Source organism: Streptomyces sp. LARHCF249 (assembly GCF_052871255.1).
Window position 1 is genome coordinate 62,980 of sequence record NZ_JBIXJQ010000006.1, and the last position, 25,293, is coordinate 88,272.

At 72.4% G+C, this 25,293-nt stretch carries 22 protein-coding genes; 10 read left to right on the forward strand and 12 right to left on the reverse strand.

From position 1 onward, the window contains the following. The first annotated feature begins 11 nt into the window (after positions 1-11). Positions 12-2,498: a DEAD/DEAH box helicase gene (locus ACIPUC_RS18205; RefSeq protein ID WP_446590539.1), complete on the forward strand. Its 2,487-nt coding sequence runs from the start codon at positions 12-14 to the stop codon at positions 2,496-2,498. Here the strand turns inward: ACIPUC_RS18205 and ACIPUC_RS18210 are convergent. Genes ACIPUC_RS18210 through ssd form a run of 7 tightly spaced genes read right to left on the reverse strand, consistent with a single transcriptional unit; the run spans position 2,434 to position 7,339 of the window. Further along, entirely contained in the window at positions 2,434-2,787 is a 354-nt protein-coding gene (locus tag ACIPUC_RS18210) for an Rv3654c family TadE-like protein (RefSeq protein ID WP_446590540.1), read from the reverse strand. The genes ACIPUC_RS18205 and ACIPUC_RS18210 overlap by 65 nt on opposite strands. After that, the gene (locus ACIPUC_RS18215; protein WP_446590541.1) at positions 2,784-3,170 is read right to left on the reverse strand and encodes a TadE family type IV pilus minor pilin; all 387 of its coding nucleotides are present in this window, start codon (positions 3,168-3,170) and stop codon (positions 2,784-2,786) included. Before ACIPUC_RS18215 ends, ACIPUC_RS18210 begins: the two co-directional genes overlap by 4 nt. Then, complete coding sequence (locus ACIPUC_RS18220; RefSeq protein ID WP_257555616.1) at positions 3,157-3,354, reverse strand: DUF4244 domain-containing protein; 198 nt, start codon at positions 3,352-3,354, stop codon at positions 3,157-3,159. The genes ACIPUC_RS18215 and ACIPUC_RS18220 overlap by 14 nt, the downstream gene beginning before the upstream one ends. Before the next feature lie 49 nt (positions 3,355-3,403). Next, on the reverse strand, positions 3,404-4,180 hold the full coding sequence (locus ACIPUC_RS18225) for a type II secretion system F family protein (protein WP_446590543.1): 777 nt from the start codon (positions 4,178-4,180) through the stop codon (positions 3,404-3,406). Next, positions 4,180-5,064, reverse strand: a complete 885-nt coding sequence (locus ACIPUC_RS18230; protein ID WP_446590545.1) for a type II secretion system F family protein — start codon at positions 5,062-5,064, stop codon at positions 4,180-4,182. The genes ACIPUC_RS18225 and ACIPUC_RS18230 overlap by 1 nt, the downstream gene beginning before the upstream one ends. Beyond that, a complete protein-coding gene (locus tag ACIPUC_RS18235; protein WP_446590547.1) occupies positions 5,061-6,209 on the reverse strand; it encodes a TadA family conjugal transfer-associated ATPase in 1,149 nt (382 codons plus the stop codon). Before ACIPUC_RS18235 ends, ACIPUC_RS18230 begins: the two co-directional genes overlap by 4 nt. Then, on the reverse strand, positions 6,206-7,339 hold the full coding sequence (gene ssd / locus ACIPUC_RS18240; RefSeq protein WP_446591150.1) for a septum site-determining protein Ssd: 1,134 nt from the start codon (positions 7,337-7,339) through the stop codon (positions 6,206-6,208). The genes ACIPUC_RS18235 and ssd overlap by 4 nt, the downstream gene beginning before the upstream one ends. 488 nt (positions 7,340-7,827) lie before the next feature. Between ssd and ACIPUC_RS18245 the strand changes: the two genes are divergently transcribed. After that, positions 7,828-8,703, forward strand: a complete 876-nt coding sequence (locus ACIPUC_RS18245; RefSeq protein ID WP_446590548.1) for an HAD family hydrolase — start codon at positions 7,828-7,830, stop codon at positions 8,701-8,703. A gap of 384 nt (positions 8,704-9,087) precedes the next feature. On the opposite strand, the gene ACIPUC_RS18250 is transcribed toward ACIPUC_RS18245, so the two are convergent. After that, on the reverse strand, positions 9,088-9,909 hold the full coding sequence (locus ACIPUC_RS18250) for an oxidoreductase (RefSeq protein ID WP_446590549.1): 822 nt from the start codon (positions 9,907-9,909) through the stop codon (positions 9,088-9,090). Positions 9,910-10,018: 109 nt separating this feature from the next. Here ACIPUC_RS18250 and ACIPUC_RS18255 point away from each other — a divergent pair, with 109 nt between their 5' ends. After that, positions 10,019-11,062, forward strand: a complete 1,044-nt coding sequence (locus ACIPUC_RS18255; protein WP_446590550.1) for an ATP-binding protein — start codon at positions 10,019-10,021, stop codon at positions 11,060-11,062. On the opposite strand, the gene ACIPUC_RS18260 is transcribed toward ACIPUC_RS18255, so the two are convergent. Further along, positions 11,016-12,323: a hypothetical protein gene (locus tag ACIPUC_RS18260; protein ID WP_446590552.1), complete on the reverse strand. Its 1,308-nt coding sequence runs from the start codon at positions 12,321-12,323 to the stop codon at positions 11,016-11,018. The two genes, ACIPUC_RS18255 and ACIPUC_RS18260, sit on opposite strands and share 47 nt — an antisense overlap. Before the next feature lie 235 nt (positions 12,324-12,558). Here ACIPUC_RS18260 and ACIPUC_RS18265 point away from each other — a divergent pair, with 235 nt between their 5' ends. The 5 genes from ACIPUC_RS18265 to ACIPUC_RS18285 all read left to right on the forward strand — a co-directional run bounded on the left by ACIPUC_RS18265 (position 12,559) and on the right by ACIPUC_RS18285 (position 20,210). Then, positions 12,559-14,919: a SulP family inorganic anion transporter gene (locus ACIPUC_RS18265; RefSeq protein ID WP_446590553.1), complete on the forward strand. Its 2,361-nt coding sequence runs from the start codon at positions 12,559-12,561 to the stop codon at positions 14,917-14,919. A 167-nt stretch (positions 14,920-15,086) separates the two neighbouring features. Continuing rightward, positions 15,087-17,090, forward strand: coding sequence for an acetate--CoA ligase (acs, locus tag ACIPUC_RS18270; protein WP_446590554.1), 2,004 nt, complete (start codon positions 15,087-15,089; stop codon positions 17,088-17,090). 233 nt (positions 17,091-17,323) lie between these two features. Next, the gene (gene nhaA / locus ACIPUC_RS18275; RefSeq protein WP_446590555.1) at positions 17,324-18,733 is read left to right on the forward strand and encodes a Na+/H+ antiporter NhaA; all 1,410 of its coding nucleotides are present in this window, start codon (positions 17,324-17,326) and stop codon (positions 18,731-18,733) included. 50 nt (positions 18,734-18,783) lie between these two features. Beyond that, the gene (locus ACIPUC_RS18280) at positions 18,784-19,242 is read left to right on the forward strand and encodes a phage holin family protein (RefSeq protein WP_446590557.1); all 459 of its coding nucleotides are present in this window, start codon (positions 18,784-18,786) and stop codon (positions 19,240-19,242) included. Beyond that, entirely contained in the window at positions 19,239-20,210 is a 972-nt protein-coding gene (locus tag ACIPUC_RS18285; RefSeq protein WP_446590559.1) for an alpha/beta fold hydrolase, read from the forward strand. The genes ACIPUC_RS18280 and ACIPUC_RS18285 overlap by 4 nt, the downstream gene beginning before the upstream one ends. Before the next feature lie 313 nt (positions 20,211-20,523). Here ACIPUC_RS18285 and ACIPUC_RS18290 read toward each other — a convergent pair whose 3' ends face one another. From ACIPUC_RS18290 to nth, 3 genes are all read right to left on the reverse strand, one after another. Then, on the reverse strand, positions 20,524-21,726 hold the full coding sequence (locus ACIPUC_RS18290; protein ID WP_446590561.1) for a MarP family serine protease: 1,203 nt from the start codon (positions 21,724-21,726) through the stop codon (positions 20,524-20,526). Between the two features lie 12 nt (positions 21,727-21,738). Then, on the reverse strand, positions 21,739-22,461 hold the full coding sequence (locus ACIPUC_RS18295; protein WP_446590562.1) for an NUDIX hydrolase: 723 nt from the start codon (positions 22,459-22,461) through the stop codon (positions 21,739-21,741). Positions 22,462-22,538: 77 nt separating this feature from the next. Further along, positions 22,539-23,411 carry an endonuclease III gene (gene nth / locus ACIPUC_RS18300; protein WP_446590564.1) on the reverse strand — a complete coding sequence of 291 codons (873 nt, stop codon included), beginning with the start codon at positions 23,409-23,411 and terminating at the stop codon, positions 22,539-22,541. Positions 23,412-23,665: 254 nt separating this feature from the next. Here nth and ACIPUC_RS18305 point away from each other — a divergent pair, with 254 nt between their 5' ends. Together ACIPUC_RS18305 and ACIPUC_RS18310 are read left to right on the forward strand one after the other, a co-directional pair. Beyond that, entirely contained in the window at positions 23,666-24,340 is a 675-nt protein-coding gene (locus ACIPUC_RS18305) for a Crp/Fnr family transcriptional regulator (RefSeq protein WP_003981529.1), read from the forward strand. 138 nt (positions 24,341-24,478) lie between these two features. Next, complete coding sequence (locus ACIPUC_RS18310; protein ID WP_446590565.1) at positions 24,479-25,288, forward strand: nucleotidyltransferase; 810 nt, start codon at positions 24,479-24,481, stop codon at positions 25,286-25,288. Positions 25,289-25,293: the final 5 nt, after the last annotated feature.

Below are 25,293 nucleotides of genomic sequence, written 5' to 3' on the forward strand. Positions count from 1 at the left end.
TGGCTGCCGCGATGGCATTCAATCACTTACCGGCAGGCGCGCACGACGCCTTGGGCCCATTGTCCCGCACGCCAGTGACACACTCGGTTCCAATGGCCCATACTCACCGTCCCGGTCGGCCCACGGCACCCGCGGACCCCAGACCCACCCCCGGCACGGTCCTCGACCGGCTGTCACGGGGGTCTTCCCGGGCTGCGCGCATCACCCATACGGAGCACTTGCCCCCTCGGGAGGGCCGTCATGCAGTCTGGCCCGACCGCATCCGAACGGATGTCGTAGCCGCGATTCAGGCAGCCGGGATCGACCATCCGTGGGAACACCAGGCCGCGGCGGCCGAGCACGCCCTGGACGGAGACTCCGTCGTGGTCGCCACCGGTACCGCCTCGGGCAAGTCCCTGGCCTATCTGGCGCCCGTCCTCTCCGCCCTCGCGGACGGCGCCGAGGCCCCGAACGGCCGCGGTGCCACCGCCCTCTACCTGGCCCCCACCAAGGCTCTGGCGGCCGACCAGCGGCGCGCCGTACGGGAACTGGCCGCCCCGCTCGGCAACGCGGTCCGCCCCGCCGTCTACGACGGCGACACGCCGGTAGAAGAACGCGAATGGGTGCGCCAGTACGCCAATTACGTCCTCACCAACCCCGACATGCTGCACCGCGGCATCCTCCCGGCCCACCCGCGCTGGTCCTCCTTCCTGAAGGCCCTGCGCTACGTCGTGATCGACGAGTGCCACAGCTACCGCGGGGTCTTCGGCTCCCACGTGGCGCAGGTACTGCGCCGGCTGCGGCGGCTGTGCGCCCGCTACGGCTCCGACCCGGTGTTCCTGCTGGCCTCGGCCACCGCCAGTGATCCCGCGGCGGCGGCCTCCCGGCTGACCGGAATCCGAGTGATCGAGATCACCGAGGACGCCTCGCCGCGCGGCGAGCTGGTCTTCGCCCTGTGGGAGCCGCCGCTCCTCACCGAGCTGCGGGGCGAGAAGGGCGCGCCCGTGCGCCGTACGGCCACGGCCGAGACCGCGGACCTGCTGACCGACCTGGTCGTCCAGGGGGTCCGTACGGTCGCCTTCGTGCGCTCCCGGCGCGGCGCCGAGCTGATCTCGGTGATCGCCCAGGAACGCCTCTCCGCGGTGGACCGCTCGCTGGCCCGGCGGGTCGCCGCCTACCGGGGCGGCTACCTGCCCGAGGAGCGCCGGGCCCTGGAGCGGGCCCTGCACTCCGGCGAGCTGCTGGGCCTGGCCGCCACGACCGCCCTGGAACTGGGCGTGGACGTCTCGGGCCTGGACGCCGTCCTGATCACCGGCTACCCCGGCACCAGGGCCTCCCTGTGGCAGCAGGCGGGCCGCGCCGGGCGCTCGGGCCAGGGCGCCCTGGCCGTGCTGATCGCCCGCGACGACCCGCTGGACACCTACCTCGTCCACCACCCCGAGGCGCTGTTCCGGCAGCCCGTCGAAGCCACCGTGCTGGACCCGGACAACCCGTACGTCCTCGCCCCCCACCTGTGCGCGGCCGCGGCGGAGCTCCCGCTGACCGACGCGGACCTGGACCTCTTCGGTCCGGCGACCAGGGACCTCCTCCCCCAGCTCGAAGCGGCGAAGCTGCTCCGCCGGCGGGCCACGGCCTGGCACTGGACCCGCCGGGAGCGGGCTTCGGACTTGACCGACATCCGGGGCGGCGGCGGCCGCCCGGTGCAGATCGTCGAGGCCTCGACCGGGCGGCTGCTGGGCACGGTCGACGAGTCGGCCGCGCACACCGCCGTCCATGAGGGGGCCGTCCACCTCCACCAGGGCCGCACCTATCTCGTGCAGCACCTGGACCTGGAGGACGCGGCGGCCCTCGTGGAGGAGGCGAACCCGCCCTACTCCACGACCGCCCGCGACATCACCTCCATCTCCGTCCTGGAGACCGAGACCGAGGTCCCCTGGGGCCCGGCCCGGCTCTGCTACGGCTCCGTCGAGGTCACCAACCAGGTCGTCTCCTATCTGCGGCGCAAACTGATCACCGGCGAGGTGCTGGGCGAGGCCAAGCTGGACCTGCCGCCCCGCACCCTGCGCACCAGGGCCGTGTGGTGGACGGTGACCGAGGACCAGCTCGACGAGGCCCGGATCAACCCTGAGATCCTCGGCGGCGCCCTGCACGCCGCCGAACACGCCTCCATCGGCCTGCTCCCGCTGTTCGCCACCTGCGACCGCTGGGACATCGGCGGCGTCTCCGTGCCGCTGCATCCCGACACCCTCCTCCCCACGGTCTTCGTCTACGACGGCCACCCCGGCGGCGCCGGATTCGCGGAGCGGGCCTTCCACACGGCCCGCGCCTGGCTGACGGCGACCCGCGACGCCATCGCGGCCTGCGAATGCGAGGCCGGCTGCCCCTCCTGCATCCAGTCGCCCAAGTGCGGCAACGGCAACGACCCGCTCCACAAACGCGGCGCGATCCGGCTCCTCACCCGCCTCCTGGCGCAATCTCCTCCCGAGGCGGGCCCGCCCGGGCCCGGACCGCCGGGGTGAAGGTCCCGGCCGCCGGACGGGCCGTGACCTCCGCGACCTCGCCCCGGAGGGTGCAGGCGGCCAGGGCCGCGCCCTGTGCCCGGGCCACCCGCAGCGCCGCTCCACAGGCCCTCTCCGGCCCGTGGGCCCAGGACGCCGCCGCCGCGAGCGCCGCCAGGTCCGCGGCGGCCGCCGCCCGGTGCCGGGCCGCCACCGCCTGGCCGAGCAGCAGCACACCGCCGAACACCGCCCCCAGCACCGTCGCCACCAGCACCGCCCACACCGTCGCCGAACCCCGGTCCCGGCTCACGGCGGCGGCCCCACGCTGTCCTCGGCCAGGGCCACCGCCTGCGCCCCGAGCCGTACCTGCAGTCCGCGCGGGCCCGGGGCGGGGGCCGCCACCCGCACCCGCCAGAGGTCGCCCTCCCGCTCCAGCTCCACCCGTGCCCCCGGCGGCGCGGCGGCCCGGGCCGCCGCAAGCGCCACCTCCGCGGGCTCCGACCGGGCCGCCGCCCGGGCGCCGGCCCGTGCCGCGTCCACGCACCGGATCTGCGCGGCCGCCGCCATCAACGCCCACACCAGCAGCGCGGCGAAGAGCACCAGCGCCGGAATAACCAGGGCGGCTTCAGCCGTCACATATCCCCGGTCAGCCGTTTTCCGGGCTGCTCCGGAGTCGTCCTCAGAACGGCACATCGAGCGCCTTCCCGATGGTCGACTGAAGGGCCGTGGAGACCACTTCACTCGTCACCACCTTGTACAGGACCGCGGCGAATGCACAGGCCGCGATCGTGCCCATGGCGTATTCCGAAGTGGACATCCCCGCATCGCCTCCGCGACCGCGCAGTGCCGTCCGCACCCGAAACCAGATGATCCTCATGACAACCTCCTGTTGATTTCCGTTGGTGTGGTGAGTGGTTAATGTGACGTCAGGTGTTCGAGAGAAGGCTGGAGGCCATTCCGATCACCACCGGCGCGACCCCGATCGCGAGAAATGCGGGGAGGAAACACAGCCCGACCGGGGCCGTGACGAGCACCGCCGCCCGCTGCGCCCTGGCACCTGCCCGCCGGGCCCGCTCCTCGCGAAGGGCGGAGGCGAGCCGGGAGACCGGTTCCGCCGCGGGAGCTCCGGTGCGGGCGGCCCGCTCCAGGCATTCCGCGAGGGCGCGGGCACCCGGTATCTCCGCCAACCTCCCCCACCCGGCGCCCGGCTCACCGCCGAGCCTCAGTTCCGCCCCGGCCCGCGCCAGCCGCTCGCCCACCGGCCCGCCGAGCGACTCCCCCACGACCTCCGCGGCTTCCACCGGCCCGGCTCCGGCCGCCAGACACGCGGCCAACAGGTCTGCGGCGAACGGCAGCTGACGTTCCGCCTCCTGTGGATCCACCCCCGCCGGCGGGCGCGGTCTGGCCTGCCAGCGCCACGCCCCGAGTGCCGCCAGAGCGCCGACGGCGAGACCGGCCACCCCGCCGACGAGCACCCAGCCCGCCACCAGCGCCCCGCCCGGCCCGGCCCACCTGGCCACCGCCCCGCGCAACCGGGCTCCCCACACCGGCTCCCGCCGGGCCGGACGCACCCCCAGCAGGAGCCCGATCCTGCGCCGGGCCCGCCGGTCCCGCAGCCCGGCCGCCAGCGCCGACACCGCGCACAGCGCCGCCACCACCAGCCACAGCGTCATCCCCAGGCTGTGGACCGCGAAGCCGCCCATCACCGCTCCCCCATCCGTACGATCCGCCGGCACCACACCAGGCCCAGCGCCTCCAGCAGCGCACCCGCGACCAGGCACCCCCACCCGATCGGGGTGTGCAGCAGCACCCGCAGCGGATCCGCACCCAGCCCGGTGCCGATCAACAGCCCCGCCAGGGGCAGCAGGGCGAGCACCACCGCCGTGGAGCGCGCCCCCGCCAATTGGGCCCGCAGCGACTCCTGCCGGTCCCGCTCGGCCCGCAGGGCGCCTTCCAGCCGGTCCAGCCCGGCGGCCAGGCCCGCGCCGCCGTCCACCGACACCCGCCAGCAGGCGGCCATCCCGGCCAGCCCTTCCGCGCCGGGCTCGCGGGCCGCCTGGCGCAGCGCCCCGGGCACGTCCCCGCCGAACGCCGCGGCGGCCAGCACCCCTGCCTCCGCCGCCCCGGGTCCGCCGGGGCCGGGCGCCGTCCGCCGTATCGCCGCCGTCAGGGCCTGCCCGGGCTGGGCTCCCGCCCGCAGTTCCCCCACCACCGCACCGCACAGCGCCACCACCTCGGCGGCCCGGGCCACCCGGGCCCGCTCCTGCGCCCGCGTCCGCAGCCACCGCCGCACCAGCGGCACCGCGGCGGCCCCGGCCAGCAGCGGGATCAGCGACCCGCCGAGCACCGCGACCAGCAGCCCGGCCCCGAGGCCGGCCCACTCCCGCCACCGCGCCGACCGCACCCGTACGCCGGCCAGCAGCCGCTCCACATGACCCGGACCGCGAGGCGCCACCGGACCGCCCCCGGCCAGCACCACCCGGGCCCGCCGGGACACCCGGTCTCCGCCCGTCAGCCCCCAGGCCGCCGCCACGGCGCACAGCACCCCGGCGAGCACCGGCACGGGCAGCGCCGCCCCGGGGCTCACCGGCCACCTCGCAGCAGCGGGCGCAGCCGCTCCCAGCCCCGCTCCCGTACGAAGCCCCGTGCGGCCCAGCGCAGCGCCGGTACGGTGACCACCAGCCCGGCGGCATCCCGCTCCAGCACGTGCACCTCGGCCACCCGGCGCCGCCCTTCCCGGTCCCGGACGAGGTGGACCACCAGGGTCAGGGCGGCCGCCAACTGACTGTGCAGAGCCGCCCGGTCGAGCCCGGCGGCCGTACCCAGGGCCTCCAGCCGGGCGGGTACGTGCGCGGCAGCGTTGGCGTGGACGGTGCCGCAGCCTCCCTCGTGCCCGGTGTTCAAAGCGGCCAGGAGATCGGCGACTTCAGCTCCGCGGACCTCGCCGACCACGAGCCGGTCGGGGCGCATCCGCAGTGCCTGGCGCACCAGGTCCGCCAGCGTGACCAGGCCCGCGCCCTCCTGGTTGGCGGGCCGGGTCTCCAGCCGCACCACGTGCGGATGATCGGGGCGCAGCTCGGCCGAGTCCTCGGCCAGCACGATCCGCTCGCCTGGTCCGACCAGCCCCAGCAGGGCGCTGAGCAGGGTGGTCTTGCCCGTCCCGGTCCCGCCCGAGACGAGGAACGACAGCCGGGCCTCGACCATCTCCCGGAGCAGCCGGTGACCGCCGGGCGGCAGGGTGCCCGCCGCGACCAGTTCCTCCAGGGTGAACGCCCGCGGCCGCACCACACGCAGCGAGAGGCAGGCCGATCCCACGGAGACCGGTGGGAGCACCGCGTGCAGCCGGGTGCCGTCCGGCATCCGGGCGTCCACCCAGGGCCGGGCGTCGTCCAGCCGGCGGCCCGCCACGGCGGCCAGCCGCTGGGCGAGCCTGCGCACGCCCTCGGGGCCCTCGAAGGTCACCCCGGTCAGCTCCAGGCCGCCGCCGCGGTCCACCCACACCCGGTCGGGGGCCGCCACCAGCACATCGGTGACCTCCGGGTCGGCGAGCAGCGGCTCCAGCGGGCCCGCACCGACCAGCTCGGACCGCAACTCGGCGGCTGCTCCGAGCACTTCCGCGTCGCCCAGCAGCCGGCCCTGCGCCCGCAGGGCCGCCGCCACCCGCGCCGGGGTCGGTTCCGCCCCCGTCTCGGCGAGCCGCCTGCGCACCGCGTCCAGGAGCACCGCGCTCATGCCGGCACCCCCTGGGCGGAGCCGAGCGCGCGCTGCCAGAAACCGTCGCAGAAGCGGGCCAGTGCACCCCGCCCCTGCGCCCCCGGCGGTTCCCCCTCGGCCACCCGGCCTGGGAGCCCCACCTCGACCGGCACCTCACCGGCCAGCGGCGCCCCCAGGAGCTCGGCCACGGCCTCCGGTTCGAGGCCGCCCGGGCAGCGCCCCCGTACGACGACGCGCACGTCCCGGGCCACCATCCGCACCCCGGCCGCCACCCGGCCCGCGGCGGCCACCGCCCGCAGCTCGCCCGGGACCACCATCAGCACCAGGTCGAGCTGGGCCAGCACCTCGGCCACGGCTTCGTCCACCCTCCGCGGGAGGTCGACCACCACGACCCCGCCCCGGCGCCGCGCGGCGGCGACCACCGACCGCATCGCGGCGGGCGGCACCACCACCCGGTCCCCGCGGTCCCAGCTGAGCACGCGCAGCGCGTGCAGTTCGGGCAGGGACTCCTCCAGGGCTCCGGCGCCGACCCGTCCGCGCGAGCCCGCGAAGTCGGGCCAGCGCAGTCCTTCCGCGGCCTCGCCGCCGAGCAGGACGTCCATGCCGCCGCCCAGCGGATCCCCGTCGATGAGGATGGTCCGCTCGCCCGTACGCGCGGCCCGCACGGCGAGGGCGCAGGCGAGGGTGGAGGCCCCGGCCCCGCCGCTGCCGCCGATCACCCCGACGGCGAGGGCGGGCCGCCCGGCTCCTTCCACGACGTCGGCGATCCGGTCGACGAGGCGGTTCTCGGCGTCGGGGAGCCTCAGCACCTCCTCGGCGCCGATCTCCACCGCCCGCTGCCACACCACGGGGTCGTCCAGGTCCCGGCCGACGAGGAACACGCCGTCCCGGCGCGGCGCCCCGCGCACCCGCCGGGCCGCGTCGTCCCCGACCAGGACGAGCGGCGCGGACTCCCAGCCGGCGCCCCCGCCGGGACCACCCTCGCCGCTCGGCTCCGGCACCTCGTGGTGCACGTGCGGCTCGGCGCCCGCGGCGGCGCACAGCCGCAGCAGATCGTCGAGCAGCAGGGGATCCTCGGTGATGATCAGCGGACGCCCGCCGGCGCACCGGGCCGTCGCCGCGGACGCGGTCCCCGCTCCGGCCGCCACGGCCTCCGGTGTTTCACACGACTTCGATCGAGCCACGATCTCCGCCCCCTTCTCCCTGCGAAATCCAGCACCGCGGACTTCGCGGCCGGAATCACCGTGCAGCGATCGGGAAAAAGAAGTGGATCTAGCTCGAAAACTGTGGACACCGAGTCGATTGTGAATAACCCGGTCACCCTCACAGGTGAGTTCCGGAGCGCGGCGGAACCACTACGCACCGTCACGAGTCTGGAGAGGTGGGGGCCTTCGCCGGGAAGGCTCCGTACGACAAGGAGGGCCGCAAGGGTGGTCACTTGGGCCGAAGGCAGGGACGCGAACCGCGTCCGGACATGCGACGACCCCCGCCGGGGGGGAGAGCGGGGGTCGTCCCCACGGTCCGACTCGGGGGGGGAGGAGCCAGACCGGGTTAGCACGGTCGCGAACGATCCGTGACTTCCATGGTGTACCCGAGAGCCTTCTCAGGCAAACCCACGCGCCACACCTTACGCCGAATGGTGGGCGCATATGCTCGGAGCGTGGAAAATCAGCCCTTGCCGCACTCCTCGCCTCGCACCGCAGCCTTCTTCGACCTGGACAAGACGGTCATTGCGAAGTCGAGCACCTTGACGTTCAGCAAGTCCTTCTACCAGGGCGGCCTGATCAACCGGCGAGCCGTGCTGCGCACCGCGTACACCCAGTTCATCTTCCTGGCCGGCGGCGCCGACCACGATCAGATGGAGCGGATGCGCGAGTACCTCTCCGCCCTCTGCAAGGGGTGGAACGTGCAGCAGGTCCGGGAGATCGTCGCGGAAGCACTGCACGACCTCATCGATCCGATCATCTACGACGAGGCCGCGTCCCTCATCGAGGCCCATCACACCGCGGGCCGCGATGTGGTGATCGTGTCGACCTCCGGCGCGGAGGTGGTCGAGCCCATCGGCGAGATGCTCGGCGCCGACCGCGTCGTCGCCACGCGCATGGTCGTGGGCGAGGACGGCTGCTTCACCGGCGAGATCGAGTACTACGCCTACGGCCCCACGAAGGCGGAAGCCGTCCGCGAGCTCGCCGAGTCCGAGGGGTACGACCTCGCCCGGTGCTACGCCTACAGCGACTCGGTCACGGACATCCCGATGCTGGAGGCGGTCGGACATCCGCACGCCGTCAATCCGGACCGCGCGCTCCGCCGTGAGGCGCTGGCCCGGGAGTGGCCGGTTCTCGTCTTCAACCGTCCCGTGCGGCTGAAGCAGCGGCTGCCCGGGCTGTCGATGCCGGCGCGGCCCGCGCTCGTCGCCGCTGCCGCCGTGGGCGCGGCCGCCGTCACCGCCGGGCTGGTCTGGTACGCGAGCCGGCGCCGGGCCGGCGCGCTGGCCGCGGCCACGTCCGCCTGAGCACCTTGACCGAATGTCCCCGACCTGTGGGGATACGGCCCGTCCGGTTCGCCCCGACTCGCCCTGGAAAGTAAAAACTGGAGCCAGGGGTTTCGCATGGCTCCCAAGCGGAGTACAAATAAAGCAACGGCCCGCGAGACCAAAGAACATCCGAGAGGATCATCTTTAAAACGCAGTAAGGCCCACGGACCGAAGCATGAACGCCGAGCACCCACGCGACGTCGACCCGTCGATTACGGGCCAGCCGCACCAGGTGACGGGCAAAGTTCCCGACCTGATGGGCAACCATCGAGGACGCTTGGTAACTCGGCGTAAGTGCCAGCGGCGACACCAAAGCAGTACGGTGTCGCCGCAACCCATGTCGGGGCAAAAACCCCGGGAGCCTCAGGCCGCCCCGCGCTGCAGCGCCTCGCAGACCGCCGTCGACTCGCGCACACCGAGTTCGATCGCCCGACCGCAGTGGGCGATCCAGGCGGCCATCCCCTCCGGGGTGCCGGAGACGTAGTCCTCGAAGGCCGCCAGGTACGCGTCCCGGCCCTGCTCCGCGTGACCGACCTCCGCCGGGCAGATCGCCTTCGGGTCCAGACCGCTGTTGATCAGGACGATGCGCTCGGCCGCCCGCGCCACCAGGCCGTTGCAGGTGGCGAAGGGACGCAGGGCCAGCAGCTCCCCGTGCACCACCGCCGCCGTGATCAGCGCCGGAGCGGAGCCGCCCGCGATGATCAGGCGGGACAGGCCGTCCAGCCGGCCCGCGACTTCCTCCGCGCTCGGCAGCGGTAGCTCGATCAGCGGTTCGTCCACCGTCTCGCCCGCCAGGCGGGGCCGGCCGACCACGTCCCCCTCGGCTGCCGACCCCGACGCCACCAGGTGCAGCCGGGCCAGAACCCGCAGCGGCGACTGCCGCCAGATGCTCAGCAGCTGACCGGCCTCCGCCGTGAGCCGCAGCGCGGCGCCCACCGTCAGCGCCTCGGCCTCCGCCCCGAAGTCGGTCCGGCGCCGCACCTCTTCCAGCGCCCAGTCGGCGCCGGACAGGGCCGCACTCGCGCGGGCGCCGCGCAGTGCGGCCTCCGAGGTGATCTCGCCGCTGCGGCGGCGCATGACCCGGTGCCCGTAGACGCGGTCCACGGCCTTGCGTACGGAATCCACGGAATCGGCGACACCCGGCAGCCCGGCCAGGGCGGCCAACGGGTCAGAAGCGCTACTCATAAGTAGGGAGCCTACGCACTGCGCGCCCTTAGCACCGACCCCTCCTTGGAGTGGTCTTCTTCACTCACCTTGACAACTCAGCGCTGTCGACCCACTACGCTTGGTGAACATGAAGATCGCTTTCGTGGGAAAGGGCGGCAGCGGCAAGACCACGCTGTCCTCCCTCTTCATCCGCCACCTCGCCGCCAATGAGGCCCCCGTCGTCGCGGTGGACGCCGACATCAACCAGCATCTGGGCTCCGCCCTCGGACTCGGCGAGGACGAGGCCGCCGAACTGCCCGCCCTGGGCGCGCACCTGCCGCTGATCAAGGACTACCTGCGGGGTTCCAACCCGCGCATCGCCTCCGCCGACACGATGATCAAGACCACCCCGCCCGGCCGGGGCTCGCGCCTGCTGCGGGTGACCGAGGACAACCCGGTGTACGAGGCCTGCGCGCGCACGCTCCTGCTCGACGGGGAGCCCGTGCGGCTCATGGCCACGGGGCCGTTCACCGAGGCCGATCTGGGCGTGGCCTGCTACCACTCCAAGGTCGGGGCGGTCGAGCTCTGCCTCAACCACCTCGTCGACGGCCCCGACGAGTACGTCGTGGTCGACATGACCGCGGGCTCCGACTCCTTCGCCTCCGGCATGTTCACCCGCTTCGACGTGACCTTCCTGGTCGCCGAGCCGACCCGCAAGGGCGTCTCCGTCTACCGCCAGTACAAGGAGTACGCGCGGGACTTCGGGGTCGCGCTCAAGGTCGTCGGCAACAAGGTGCAGGGCCCCGAGGACATCGAGTTCCTCCAGGACGAGGTCGGCGAGGACCTGCTGGTCACCGTCGGGCACTCCGACTGGGTGCGGGCCATGGAGAAGGGCCGGCCGGCCGCCTTCGAGCTGCTGGAGGCGACGAACCGGCTCGCCCTCCAGTCCCTCCAGGACGCGGCGGACGACTCGTACGCGCAGCGCGACTGGGACCGGTACACCGAGCAGATGGTGCGGTTCCACCTGAAGAACGCGGAGAGCTGGGGCAACGCCAAGACCGGGGTCGACCTGGCGGACCAGGTCGACCCCGGCTTCGTCCTGCGCGAGGGGGCGCAAGGGACCGAAGAGGGAGTCGAGGACCTCGTCAGTCCTCGTCCGCCCCGGCTTCAGCCGGCTCCTCAGCCGGCGTGACCCCGGCGGGGGCCGTCGGCGGTGCGGGCGGCGGCCCCGCGGTCAGGAACTTCGCCCAGCCCTCCTTCGGCGCCTCGCCGACGTCGAGGGTGCGCATCCACTCCAGGACCTTGGGGTCCTGGGCGTCCAGCCAGTCCGCCAGCTCGCGGAACGGAACGCAGCGGACCTCCTTCTGGGTGCACATCCCCTTGATGGACTCCTCGACGGCGCGCATGTAGGTGCCGCCGTTCCAGGACTCGAAGTGGTTGCCGATGATCAGCGGCGCCCGGTTGCCCTGGTAGACGCGGTCGAAGGCCTGGCGCAGGCCGTCGCGCATCTGGTCGCCCCAGTACGCGTGCTGCGAGGGGTCGCCCTGCGAGGTCGTTCCGGACTGGTTCGTCATGAAGTTGTAGTCCATGCTCAGGGTCTCGAAGGCGCGGCCCGGCACGGGGACCAGCTGCAGGGGGATGTCCCAGAGCCCGTCCGTCTTCTTGGGCCAGATCTGCTTGCTGATGCCGCTGGAGTCGTAGCGGAAGCCCAGGCCCTTCGCCGCCAGCATGAAGTTCTTCTGGCCTTCGAGGCAGGGGGTGCGGGCCCCGACGAGCTCCTTGTCGTAGTCGAAGGGAAGCGCCTCCATGTTCTTCAGGCCCGCGTTCGTCTTCCAGTTCTTGACGAAGGACTTGGCCTGGCTGATCTCGCTCTTCCACTCGTCCACGGACCAGGTGCCGACACCGCCGTCGGGGCCGCAGAAGTGGCCGTTGAAGTGGGTGCCGATCTCGTTGCCCTCGAGCCAGGCCGCGCGCACCTGGGTGGCGGTGTCCTTGATGCCCTGGAGGTCGCCGAAGCCGATGTCCGAACGGCCGGGCCCGTGCTGCGGGGCGATGTAGAGGGAACGTTTCTCCTCCGGGAGCATGTACACGCCGCTGAGGAAGTACGTCATCCGGGCGTTGTACTTCTTGCCGACCTCGCGGAAGTGGGAGAAGAGCTTCTGGCTGTCCTCGCCCGCCCCGTCCCACGAGAACACCACGAACTGCGGAGGCTTCTCACCCGGCTTCAGCTTCTGCACCGTCCCGACGTTCGGCTGCGCGCCGGTGTACGCGGTCGAACCGTCACCGATGGGCCGGTTGACGCTGCCGGGGGCCTCGGGGGCGGCGCCCTTCCGGGCGTTCTGGGGGCCGGGGGCCGAGGATTTGACCGGTTCCGAGCCGCTGCACCCGGCGACGCCCAGGACCAGCGCCGTGGCGACCAGGCCGCCGGCGATCTTCTTCGTGGCGGCGATCATCCGCCCCACCTCTCCCTCGCAGTTCCATCGCAGGACTTCCGCGCCGCAACGTCCCATGCGGTCCGCCGCGAGGAAGGTATGACAAGCCGTACAAAATGCTTAATCACTCTGTGGGGTTAATTCGTAGGCCATTTGCGCGTATTTCCCACCACAGCCCTTTACTCTCCATTACCATCCATTTACCGAGTGTTGAGACTCCCGCCGCTTCATCCCTCCCCCGAGGAGACGGGACCTTATGACAGCCACTTCACGCACACCCGCAGCGGACGAAGAGATCCGCACCACGCCCCGCAAACAGGCCCGCAAGGACCTGCCGGCGGACCTCTCCGCCTCCGTCGCCGTGTTCCTGATCGCCCTGCCGCTCTCCCTCGGCATCGCCCTGGCCACCGGCGCCCCGCTCCAGGCCGGACTGGTCGCGGCGGCCGCCGGCGGGATCGTGGCCGGCCGGCTCGGCGGAGCCCCGCTCCAGGTGAGCGGCCCCGCAGCCGGACTCACCGTGGTCACCGCCGAGTTGATCCAGCACTACGGGTGGCGCACCACGTGCGCCATCACCGTGCTCGCCGGGTTCTGCCAGCTGGGCCTCGCCCTGCTGCGCACCGCCAGGTCGGCGCTCATGGTCAGCCCGGCCATCGTGCACGGCATGCTCGCCGGCATCGGCGTGACCATCGCGCTGGCCCAGCTCCACATCGTGCTCGGCGGCACCCCGCAGAGCTCCGCCGTGGCGAACGTCCTCGGCTTGCCGGGCCAGTTGGCGGATCTGCACCCCGTCGCGCTCGGCGTCAGCGTGCTGACGCTCGTCGTCCTGCTCGGCTGGCCGCGGCTGCCCGGACGGACGGGCCGCGCCCTGCGCAGAGTGCCGGCGGCGCTCGCCGCCGTCGCGACGGCCACCGCCTTCGCCGCCCTGGCCGGACTCTCCCTGCCCCGGGTCGACCTGCCGTCCTGGCGCAGCCACGCCCTGCCCGAGCTGCCCGAAGGGCCGGTCCTCGGCATCATCGCCGCCGTGCTGACCATCACCCTGGTCGGCAGCGTGGAGTCGCTGCTCTCCGCGGTCGCGACCGACAAGCTGATCTCCTCCGAGCGCGGTACGGGCAACCGCCCGCCGCGCGCCGACCTCAACCGCGAACTGCGCGGGCAGGGCGCGGCGAACATCGTCTCCGGGGCGCTGGGCGGACTGCCGATCACCGGCGTGGCCGTCCGCAGCGTGGCCAACGTCAAGGCCGGCGCGGCCAGCCGGAAATCGGCCATGCTGCACGGTTTCTGGGTCATGCTCGCGGCCGGACTGCTGGTCCCGGTCCTCGACCTGATCCCGCTCGCCGCGCTGGCCGCCCTGGTCATGGCGGTGGGCGTGCAGATGGTGAGCATCACGCACCTGCGCAGCGTCACCCGGCACCGGGAGATCCCGGTCTACGCGACGACCATCGTGGCCGTGGTCCTCGGCGGGGTGCTGGAGGGCGTGGCCATCGGCATCGCGGTGGCGGTCGCCCTGGCCCTGCACCGGCTGGCCCGGACCCGGATCACGGTGGAGCAGCTGGACACCGGCGTCCACCGGGTCTGGGCGCGCGGGCAGCTGACCTTCCTCGCGGTGCCCCGGCTGAGCCGGGTACTGAACCAGATCCCGCACGACGGGCGCGCGGTGGTCGAGCTGGACGGCTCGTTCATGGACCACGCGGCATACGAGACGCTGCGGGACTGGCAGGACTCCCACCTCGCCCACGGCGGATCGGTGCAAGTCACCGGCCGCCGGGCCGACGGGTCCCAGCACTCCGACCCGGCCCGGCGCACCCCGCAGCGCGGAGGGCACCAGTGCTGCCGCCCCTGGACCCCGTGGCAGAACCACTGCGACCACCGCGCCGACGACACGCCCGCAGACCCGGCCGCGGCCACCGCAGCCGTACCGGCGGCCGCGGCGCCGGCTCCGCGGCGGCGCGGCGCCGGTCAACTGGCAAACGGGATCAGCGCCTTCCAGCGCGACACCGCACCGCACGTACGGGACGAGCTGGCCCGCCTGGCCCGCGAGGGGCAGCGGCCCTCCCAGCTCTTCCTCACCTGCGCCGACTCCCGCCTGGTGACCAGCATGATCACGGCCAGCGGACCGGGCGACCTGTTCACCGTCCGCAACGTCGGCAACCTCGTCCCGCTGCCCGGCGCCGAGTCCACCGACGACTCCGTCGCGGCGGCCATCGAGTACGCGGTGGACGTGCTCAAGGTGGACAGCATCACGGTGTGCGGGCACTCGGGCTGCGGCGCGATGCAGGCGCTGCTCAACTCCTCTCCCGGAACGCCCTTGACCCCGCTGCGCCGCTGGCTCCGGCACGGGCTGCCCAGCCTGGAGCGGATGGCCAGTCGGCACCACGCCTGGGCCAGGATCTCGGGCCGGCTCCCGGCCGACGCCGTGGAGCAGCTGTGCCTGACCAACATCGTGCAGCAGCTGGAGCACCTGCGGGCGCACGAATCGGTGGCCCGGCGGCTCGCCGAGGGCACGCTGGAGCTGCACGGGATGTACTTCCACGTGGGCGAGGCGCAGGCCTATCTGCTGTCCGAGGGCGAGGACTTCTTCGACTGCCGGGTCTTCGACACCGTCGGCCAGAACGCCTGATTCGCGACAACCTCACGGCATGTTCGAACCGGTAGCCTCCGGTATCCGTGCCATCGTTTGGGCCCCTTTCCGCACCCTGCAGCGGGAAGGGGCCGTCGCACGCATCTGGACGTGCTATAGGTCTAAACCAATTCTCGGCTACCTCTTGTCACCCGGGCCGCCGGCTGATGAGCTATGCCGGGGACACAACGGACACCCTGGGAAAGGGATATGTCGTGAGCAATGAAAGCCTGGCCAATCTGCTCAAGGAGGAGCGGCGGTTCGCACCGCCTGCCGATCTGGCCGCCGCCGCCAACGTGACACAGGCTGCGTACGCACAGGCCGCCGCGGACCGGCTGGGCTTCTGGGCCGACCAGGCCCGGCGGCTGACCTGGGCCACGGAGCCGACCGAGACGCTCGACTGGACGAACCCGCCCTTCGCGAAGTGGTTCGCGGACGGCAAGCTCAACGTCGCGTACAACTGCGTGGACCGGCACGTCGAGGCCGGCAACGGCGAGCGCGTCGCCATCCACTTCGAGGGCGAGCCCGGCGACAGCCGCTCGATCACTTACGCGCAGCTCAAGGACGAGGTGTCCAAGGCCGCCAACGCCCTGACCGAGCTGGGCGTCCAGGCCGGCGACCGCGTCGCCGTCTACCTGCCGATGATCCCCGAGGCGGTCGTGGCGATGCTCGCGTGCGCCCGTATCGGCGCCGCGCACTCCGTGGTCTTCGGCGGCTTCTCCGCCGACGCCGTCGCCTCCCGCATCCAGGACGCCGACGCCAAGCTGGTCATCACCGCCGACGGCGGCTACCGCCGCGGCAAGGCCACCGCCCTGAAGCCGGCCATCGACGAGGCCGTCGGCAAGTGCCCGCAGGTCGAGCACGTGCTCGTCGTGCAGCGCACCGGCCAGGAGACCGCCTTCACCGAGGGCCGCGACGTCTGGTGGCACGACGTGGTCGGCCGGCAGTCCGCCGCGCACACGCCGCAGGCCTTCGACGCCGAGCACCCGCTCTTCATCCTGTACACCTCGGGGACCACGGGTAAGCCGAAGGGCATCCTGCACACCTCGGGCGGCTACCTCACGCAGGCGGCGTACACCCACCACGCGGTGTTCGACCTGAAGCCGGAGACCGACGTCTACTGGTGCACCGCCGACATCGGCTGGGTGACCGGGCACTCGTACATCGTCTACGGGCCCCTCGCGAACGGCGCCACCCAGGTGATGTACGAGGGCACGCCGGACACCCCGCACCAGGGCCGGTTCTGGGAGGTCATCCAGAAGTACGGCGTCACCATCCTCTACACGGCTCCCACGGCCATCCGTACGTTCATGAAGTGGGGCGAGGACATCCCCGCGAAGTTCGACCTGTCGAGCCTGCGCGTGCTGGGCTCGGTCGGCGAGCCGATCAACCCCGAGGCCTGGATCTGGTACCGCAAGCACATCGGCGGCGACCGCTGCCCGATCGTGGACACCTGGTGGCAGACCGAGACCGGCGCGATGATGATCTCCCCGCTGCCGGGCGTCACGGAGACCAAGCCGGGCTCGGCGCAGCGCGCGCTGCCCGGAATCTCCGCCACCGTCGTGGACGACGAGGCGAACGAGGTCCCGAACGGCGGAGGCGGCTACCTGGTCCTGACCGAGCCGTGGCCGTCGATGCTGCGCACCATCTGGGGCGACGACCAGCGGTTCATCGACACCTACTGGTCGCGGTTCGAGGGCAGGTACTTCGCGGGCGACGGCGCCAAGAAGGACGAGGACGGCGACATCTGGCTGCTCGGCCGGGTGGACGACGTCATGCTGGTGTCCGGCCACAACATCTCGACGACCGAGGTGGAGTCGGCGCTCGTCTCGCACCCCTCGGTCGCCGAGGCGGCCGTGGTCGGCGCCAACGACGAGACCACCGGCCAGGCCATCGTGGCCTTCGTCATCCTGCGGGGCAGCGCCTCGGAGACCGACACCCTGGTGGCCGACCTGCGCAACCACGTGGGCGCCACGCTCGGCCCGATCGCCAAGCCGAAGCGGATCCTGCCGGTCCAGGAGCTGCCGAAGACCCGCTCGGGCAAGATCATGCGCCGCCTGCTGCGCGACGTGGCGGAGAACCGCGCGGTCGGTGACGTCACCACGCTCGCCGACTCCTCGGTCATGGACCTGATCCAGAGCAAGCTGCCGTCCGCGTCCAGCGAGGACTGAGCGACGGCGGAGCGGGACCAGCGGCACCATCGGGCCCGAAGGGGGCGTCCGGCGCACAGCGCGCCGGACGCCCCCCTCCCGTTTAAGGTGAAGATCACCCGATACGACTGCGCGACCCTGTGTAAGGTAAGAGAAGCGTCAAGATTCGACGTTCGAAACATCTCAGGGTGCGCCGGGAAGTCTGGTCGGCAACTGCATGAAGCATGCCGTCGACCAACCGGAGGTGTCCCCCCGTGGCCGCGCCCAACCCCACCGACCACCAGAGCCACAAGCTCCTCGGCCGGCTGTCGCTGCCCGAGCGCCGGTTCGTCGCGGACGCCCTGCGCGCCGAGACCGTCGGCGGTGTTCTGCTCCTCGTCGCCGCCGTCGCCGCCCTGGTCTGGGCGAACACCCCCGCTCTGACGGAGAGCTACAAGACCGTCCGGGACTTCCACATCGGCCCCGGCTCCCTCGGCCTGGACCTCTCGATCCAGCACTGGGCGGCCGACGGCCTGCTGGCGGTCTTCTTCTTCGTGGCCGGCATCGAGCTCAAGCGCGAGCTGGTCGCGGGCGACCTGCGCGACCCCAAGGCCGCCGCCCTCCCCGTCATCGCCGCGATATGCGGCATGGCCGCCCCGGCCGGGGTCTACGCCCTCGTCAACGTGTTCGACAACGGGTCCATGGACGGCTGGGCGGTTCCGACCGCCACCGACATCGCCTTCGCGCTCGCCGTCCTCGCGGTCATCGGCACCTCGCTGCCCTCCGCCCTGCGCGCGTTCCTGCTCACCCTCGCCGTCGTCGACGACCTCTTCGCGATCGTCATCATCGCGGTGTTCTTCACCAGCGAGATCGACTTCCTGGCCCTCGGCGGCGCGGTCGTGGGACTCGTGCTGTTCTGGTTCCTGCTCCGCAAGGGCGTCCGCGGCTGGTACGTCTACGTACCGCTCGCCCTGGCCATCTGGGGCCTTATGTACAACAGCGGCGTCCACGCCACCATCGCCGGCGTCGCCATGGGCCTGATGCTGCGCTGCACCCGCAACGACGGCGAGACCCGCTCCCCCGGCGAGCACATCGAGCACCTCGTACGGCCGATCTCGGCCGGTCTCGCCGTACCGCTCTTCGCCCTCTTCTCGGCCGGGGTCTCCCTCTCCGACGAGTCCATCGGCCAGGTCTTCACCCGGCCGGAGACCCTCGGCGTGGTCCTCGGCCTGGTCGTCGGCAAGGCAGTGGGCATCTTCGGCGGCACCTGGCTGGCCGCCCGCTTCACCAAGGCCGAGCTCAACGACGACCTCGCCTGGCCGGACGTACTCGCCGTCGCCTCCCTCGCCGGGATCGGATTCACCGTCTCGCTGCTGATCGGCGAACTCGCCTTCGCCGGCGATCCGGTCCTCACCGACGAGATCAAGGCCGCGGTCCTCATCGGCTCCCTCATCGCCGCCGTGTTCGCCTGCGCCCTGCTCAAGCGCCGCGACCGCATCTACCGGGCCCTCACCGAGGCCGAGGAGCGCGACGAGGACCGCGACGGCATTCCGGACATCTACGAGGAGCACACCCCGGCGTACCACTTGAGGATGGCGAAGATCCACGAGGAGAAGGCCGCGGAGCACCGGCGCAGGGCCGAAGCGGCGGCCGGGTCCAGCATCGAGGGCGACCGTCCGGCATGATCTGACGGAGGACGGCGTACAGACGCGGCAGACGACAGAGGGAGAGAGCGATGAGCGCAGTGGACCAAGGGGCGCAAGGAGCCGAGCGCACACTCGGCCAGCTGGTCGCCTCGGCCACCGCCGAGATGTCGGCCCTGGTGCACGACGAGATCGCCCTCGCCAAGGCGGAGATCAAGCAGGACGTCAAGCGCGCGGGCATCGGAAGCGGTGCCGCGATCGTCGCCGGCGTGCTCGTGCTGTTCTCCCTCCCCGTACTGAGTTTCGCCGCGGCCTACGGGATCCATAACCTCGGGCTCGGCCTCGCGTGGTCCTTCCTCATCGTCGGCGGGGCGTTCTGGCTGCTCGCGGGCCTGGTCGGGCTGCTCGCCGTGGTCAAGTTCAAGAAGGTCAAGCCGCCGGTGAGGACCATCGAATCGGTCAAGCAGACCGCGGCGCTCGTCGGGACCGTCAAGCCCCACGCGCGGCCGGTGAGTGACAAGGCCTTGGGTGTGGCACGCTCGTCCTCATGACAGCCCCCTCGTCCGACCCCGGCAATCCGCCCACCGCTGCCTCGGCGATCCGGCTCGATCTGCCCGGCGGCCGGGCGGTGACGCACCGGGACGTCGCCGCCAACGGCGCCCGCTTCCACGTCGCCGAGCTCGGCGACGGGCCGCTGGTGCTGCTGCTGCACGGCTTCCCGCAGTTCTGGTGGACCTGGCGGCACCAGATGACCGCGCTCGCGGACGCCGGCTACCGGGCGGTCGCGATGGACCTGCGCGGAGTCGGCGGCAGCGACCGCACGCCGCGCGGCTACGACCCGGCCAATCTGGCACTCGACATCACCGGGGTCGTACGGTCCCTCGGCGAGCCGGACGCCGCGCTCGTCGGGCACGACCTGGGCGGCTACCTCGCCTGGACGGCGGCCGTGATGCGGCCCAAGCTGGTGCGCCGCCTGGTCGTCTCCTCCATGCCGCACCCGCGCCGCTGGCGTTCGGCGATGCTGTCCGACTTCGGTCAGACCCGGGCGAGTTCACACATCTGGGGCTTCCAGCGGCCGTTCGTCCCCGAGCGGCAGCTCGTCGCCGACGACGGGGCGCTCGTGGCGGAGCTGATCCGCGACTGGTCCGGGCCGGGCCTCCAGGAGGACGGCGCCGACGAGGAGGCACTGGCCGTGTACCGGCGGGCGATGTGCATCCCGTCCACCGCTCACTGCTCGATCGAGCCGTACCGCTGGATGATGCGGTCGATGGCGCGGCCCGACGGCCTCCAGTTCAACCGGCGGATGAAGCGGCCGGTGCGGGTGCCGACCCTGCACCTGCACGGCTCGCTCGACCCGGTGATGCGCACGCGGAGCGCGGCCGGATCCGGCCAGTACGTCGAAGCCCCGTACCGGTGGCGGCTGTTCGACGGCCTCGGGCACTTCCCGCACGAGGAGGACCCGGTGGCCTTCTCGACAGAGCTGGTGAACTGGCTCAAGGACCCCGAACCGGACCGCTGATGAGTATGACAAGCATTCAATTGCCTCGCGCATAGGCCAATTGGCCGCCCTGTACGGGGTTACCGACCATGGGGCACGGGCACAGCTCGGAGTATGGGCTGGACGCACGACTACCGTGACACCGCACACGAACGCCGCTCGGCAGCGACGCCGGGCCCCCGCGGGAGGACCGGCCGCGACGGCCACGACCTCCGCCTCGGGATTCCGCGCATCCTGCGCCGCCGGGCCCTCTGGGTCTCGGCGCGCCTGCGCCATCCACGGACGTAGGAACCGTCGGGTTCGCCGGGCCCGACGCGGGCCCGGCGTCTCGGTGTCAGAGGGCGCAGCCCTGGCTGTCGACCCGCTGTTCGGCGCTCCGGCCGAGCCGGATGTCGTCGCGGATCTCGTCCGCGGTCAGGGCGTAGCCGGTGTTCGAGTCGTCACGGGACTTCGCGAACACGACCCCGTACACCTTGCCGTCGGGCGTGAGCAGCGGACCGCCTGAGTTGCCCTGCCGGACCGTCGCGTACAGCGAGTAGACGTCGCGCCGCACCGTGCTCCGGTGGTAGATGTCCGGGCCGTCGGCGTTGATCCGGCCGCGCACGCGCGCGGCACGGATGTCGTACGCGCCGTTCTCGGGGAAGCCGGCGACGATCGCGTCGCTGCCGCTGGCCGCGGGCCGGTCGGCGAACTCCAGCGCCGGGGCCTTCAGATTGGGCACGTCCAGGACGGCGATGTCGCGCTCCCAGTCGTAGAGCACGACCTTCCCGTCGTAGAGCTTGCCCTCTCCGCCGATCTGCACGGTCGGTTCGCCGACCCCGCCGACGACGTGCGCGTTGGTCATCACCTTGCCGGGCGCGAAGACGAATCCCGTGCCCTCCAGCACCTTGCTGCAGCTGGGCGCCGTGCCGACGACCTTCACGATCGAGCGCTTGGCCTGCTCGGTGACGGGGCTTCGGGCGAGCGCCGGATCGGGCGCCCTGACCTCGGTGATGGGCTCGTTGGAGAACGGGCTGAACACCTGCGGGAAGCCGTTGCGCGCGAGGGTGGAGCTGAAGTCCGAGAACCAGGTGTTCGCCTGCGCGGGCAGCACACGCGACACGCCGAGCAGCACCTTGGAGTTGCGGACTTCCTTGCCCAGCGTGGGAAGGGAGGTCCCGGCGAGCGCGGAGCCGATCAGCCAGGCCACCAGCAGCATCGCGACCACGTTGACCAGGGCCCCGCCCGTCGCGTCCAGTACGCGCGCCGGCGACCAGGTGATGTGGCGGCGGAGCCGGCTGCCGAGGTGGGTGGTCAGGGCCTGGCCGATCGAGGCGCAGACGATGATCGCGACGACGGCGATCACGACGACCGTGGTGGACACCTGGGTGCCGTTGTCGGTCACCCGGTCCCAGATCAGCGGAAGCAGGGACACGGCGACGAGGCCGCCGCCGAGGAAGCCGATCACCGACAGGATGCCGACGACGAAGCCCTGGCGGTAGCCGACGATCGCGAACCACACGGCCGCGAGCAGCAACAAGATGTCCAGCACGTTCACTGGGTCACCGTCTCACGCGCGCCAGTCGAGCGGGACCTGCCGCGAGCGGTCCCAGGGACGCTCCCAGCCCGCGAAGTGCAGCAGCCGGTCGATCACCCCGGCGGTGAAACCCCAGACCAGAGCCGATTCGACGGTGAAACCCGGCCCCAGGTGGCCACTGGGGTGGACGGCCGTGACCCGGTGCTCCGGGTCCGTGAGATCCGCCACGGGCACCGTGAAGACGCGGGCCGTCTCGGCCGGGTCCACGGCGCCGACCGGGCTCGGGGTGCGCCACCAGCCGAGGACAGGGGTGACGACGAACTCGCTGACCGGGATGTAGAGCCGGGGCAGCACCCCGAAGAGCTGGACCCCGGACGGGTCGAGTCCGGTCTCCTCCTCCGCCTCGCGCAGCGCGGCGCGCAGCGGGCCGGTGGTGTGCGGATCGCCGTCCTCCGGGTCGAGGGCGCCGCCCGGGAAGGAGGGCTGGCCCGCGTGCGAGCGGAGGGTGCCGGCACGCTCCATGAGCAGCAGCTCGGGCCCGCGGGGGCCCTCGCCGAACAGTACGAGCACGGCGGACTGCCGCCCGCGGCCGTCCTCTGGCGGCAGGAACCGGCTCAGCTGCGGCGGCTCGATGGTCCGCGCGGCCTCGACGACGGGATCCAGCCAGGCGGGCAGGCCGTCGGTGCTCAGCGTCGTGCTGCCGCCCGTACGGGCTCCCGCCGCCGTCTCGTCCCGTGTGTCGCTACCGCGCGTCATAGGCACCCCTGTCCACGTCTTTCCGTCACGCCGTCTCCCACACCGCCAAACGCGGTGCGGGTACCGATTCGTTCCTGTTACGGCGCCGGGGCGCCCAGCGGCGGGGCCGGGAGGCCCGGGTAGTCCGGGGGCGGGGTCAGGCGCTGGCCCGGCTGGCCGCCCTTCTCGTACTTCAGCAGCTTGCGCGCCTTCTCCGGGTCCGTTTCGCCCTCCCCGTACGCCGGGCAGAGCGGGGCGATCGGACAGGCCCCGCAGGCCGGCCTGCGGGCATGGCAGATCCGGCGGCCGTGGAAGACGACGCGGTGCGAGAGCATCGTCCACTCGCTCTTGGGGAAGATCGCGCAGATGTCCGCCTCGATCTTCACCGGGTCCTCCTGCACGGTCCACTTCCAGCGGCGCACCAGACGCGCGAAGTGGGTGTCCACGGTGATGCCCGGGACGCCGAACGCATTGCCGAGGACCACGTTCGCGGTTTTGCGGCCGACACCGGGCAGGGTCACCAGGTCCTCGAGCCGCCCCGGCACCTCGCCGCCGAACCTGTCCCGCAGGGCCTGCGAGAGGCCGAGCAGGGACTTGGCCTTCATCCGGAAGAACCCGGTCGGCCGGATCAGCTCCTCCAGATCCTCCGGAGCGGCCGCGGCCATGTCCTCGGGGGTCGGGTAGGCCGCGAAGAGGGCCGGGGTCGTCTGGTTCACCCGCAGGTCCGTGGTCTGCGCGGACAGCACGGTCGCGACGAGCAGCTCGAACGGGTTGCGGAAGTCGAGCTCCGGATGGGCGTACGGATAGATCTCGGCCAGCTCGCGGTTGATCCGGCGGGCCCGGCGGACCATGGCCAGGCGGGATTCCGGCTTCGCCGCGGAAGGGCTCGCGGCGGGTTTTTTGGCCGAACCTTTGCCCTGGGAGGCGGGCGGGACCTTCGCAGACGGCCCCGTGGAGGCTTGTTCGCCCACAGCTGAATTATGGGCCGCCACCACTCCCGCGGACCCCTTGGCCTGTGCTCTCACCGGCTTATTGGACACCCGGCCAGCCTAAGGCCGGGCGCTGACACCCGCCCGGACCTCAGGTAACACCACCCCGATTGGTCTCTCACCACACAGCACGGGCGTCCGTCCGGCATCCTTGGTAGTGATTGATCGCACTGTTTGAGCCGTCCGGCAAAATGGGGGACCGGTCCCCTGAGCTGGTCGACATAGGAGAGAAACTCGTGGACGACGTTCTGCGGCGCGCCCCGCTCTTCGCGGCGCTCGATGACGAGCAGGCCGCGGAGCTCCGCGCCTCCATGGGCGAGGTGACCCTCGCACGCGGTGACGCCCTGTTCCACGAGGGCGATCCCGGCGACCGGCTGTATGTCGTGACCGAGGGCAAGGTGAAGCTCCACCGCACCTCCCCCGACGGCCGCGAGAACATGCTGGCCGTCCTCGGCCCCGGCGAGCTGATCGGCGAACTGTCGCTGTTCGACCCGGGCCCGCGCACCGCCACCGCCACCGCGCTGACCGAGGTCAAGCTCCTCGGCCTCGGGCACGGCGACCTCCAGCCCTGGCTCAACGCCCGGCCCGAGGTCGCGACCGCGCTGCTGCGCGCCGTCGCGCGGCGCCTGCGCAAGACCAACGACCAGATGTCCGACCTGGTCTTCTCCGATGTCCCCGGCCGTGTGGCGCGGGCGCTCCTCGACCTGTCGCGCCGGTTCGGCGTGCAGTCGGAGGAGGGCATCCACGTGGTGCACGACCTCACGCAGGAAGAGCTCGCGCAGCTCGTCGGCGCCTCCCGCGAGACCGTGAACAAGGCCCTGGCCGACTTCGCGGGGCGCGGCTGGCTCCGCCTCGAGGCTCGCGCGGTGATCCTGCTCGATGTGGAGCGGCTCGCGAAGCGGTCGCGCTGACCTTTCGTGAAGGGCCCTGCCGGTACAGGCGGGGCCCTTTCGCGTGTCCGGGTGCGGCGCCGTTGCAGGGGCTCCGCACGCCGGCCGGGCCGGGTTGGTGCCCGGGCCGGGCCGGGTTGGTCAGGCACAGTGGAATGCATGGAGCACAGGGGTCTCGACGCGTACGGGTACTTCGAGCGGGAGGGGTCCCTCGGGAAGGTGCCCGGGGAGTTCAGGGCCGTCGTCGCCGCCGCGCGGGAGCGGATCAGCGAGGCCTACGGGCGGCGGCTGCACAGCGCCTACCTGTACGGGTCCGTGCCGCGCGGGGCGGCCCGGCCCGGGCGGTCCGACCTCGACCTGCTGCTCGCCCTGCACCACGAACCCGCCGACGAGGACCGGGCCGCCGCCGACGTGCTGGCGCGCGGGCTCGACGAGGACTTCCCGGTGATCGACGGGGCCGGCATCCTGCTCTACGACAAGGACACCCTGCTCAGCGAGCCGGAACGGTACGACCTCGGCTGGTTCCTCGCCTGCCTGTGCACCCCGCTGCTCGGCGCCGACCTGGCCGAGCACCTGCCCCGGTACCGCCCGGACGGCCTCCTCGCCCGGGAGACCAACGGCGACCTGGCCGACCTCCTGCCCTCCTGGCGGGCCAGGGCGCAGGCCGCCTCGACCCCGGACGAGTACCGGAAGCTGAGCCGGATCTTCGCGCGGCGCCTGGTGCGCACCGGATTCACCCTGGTCATGCCGCGGTGGGGCGGCTGGACCAGCGACCTCGCCGAGTCCGCGGAGGTCTTCGGTACGTACTACCCGGAGCGCGCGGCCCAGATGCGGGCCGCGGCCGCCGTGGCGCTGGATCCGGTCGCGGACCCGGCCGTGCTGCGCACGTACATCGAAGACCTCGGACCGTGGCTCGCGGACGAGTACACGGCCCGGCACGGCAGGAAGACCCCGCGGCCGACGCTTTGACGACG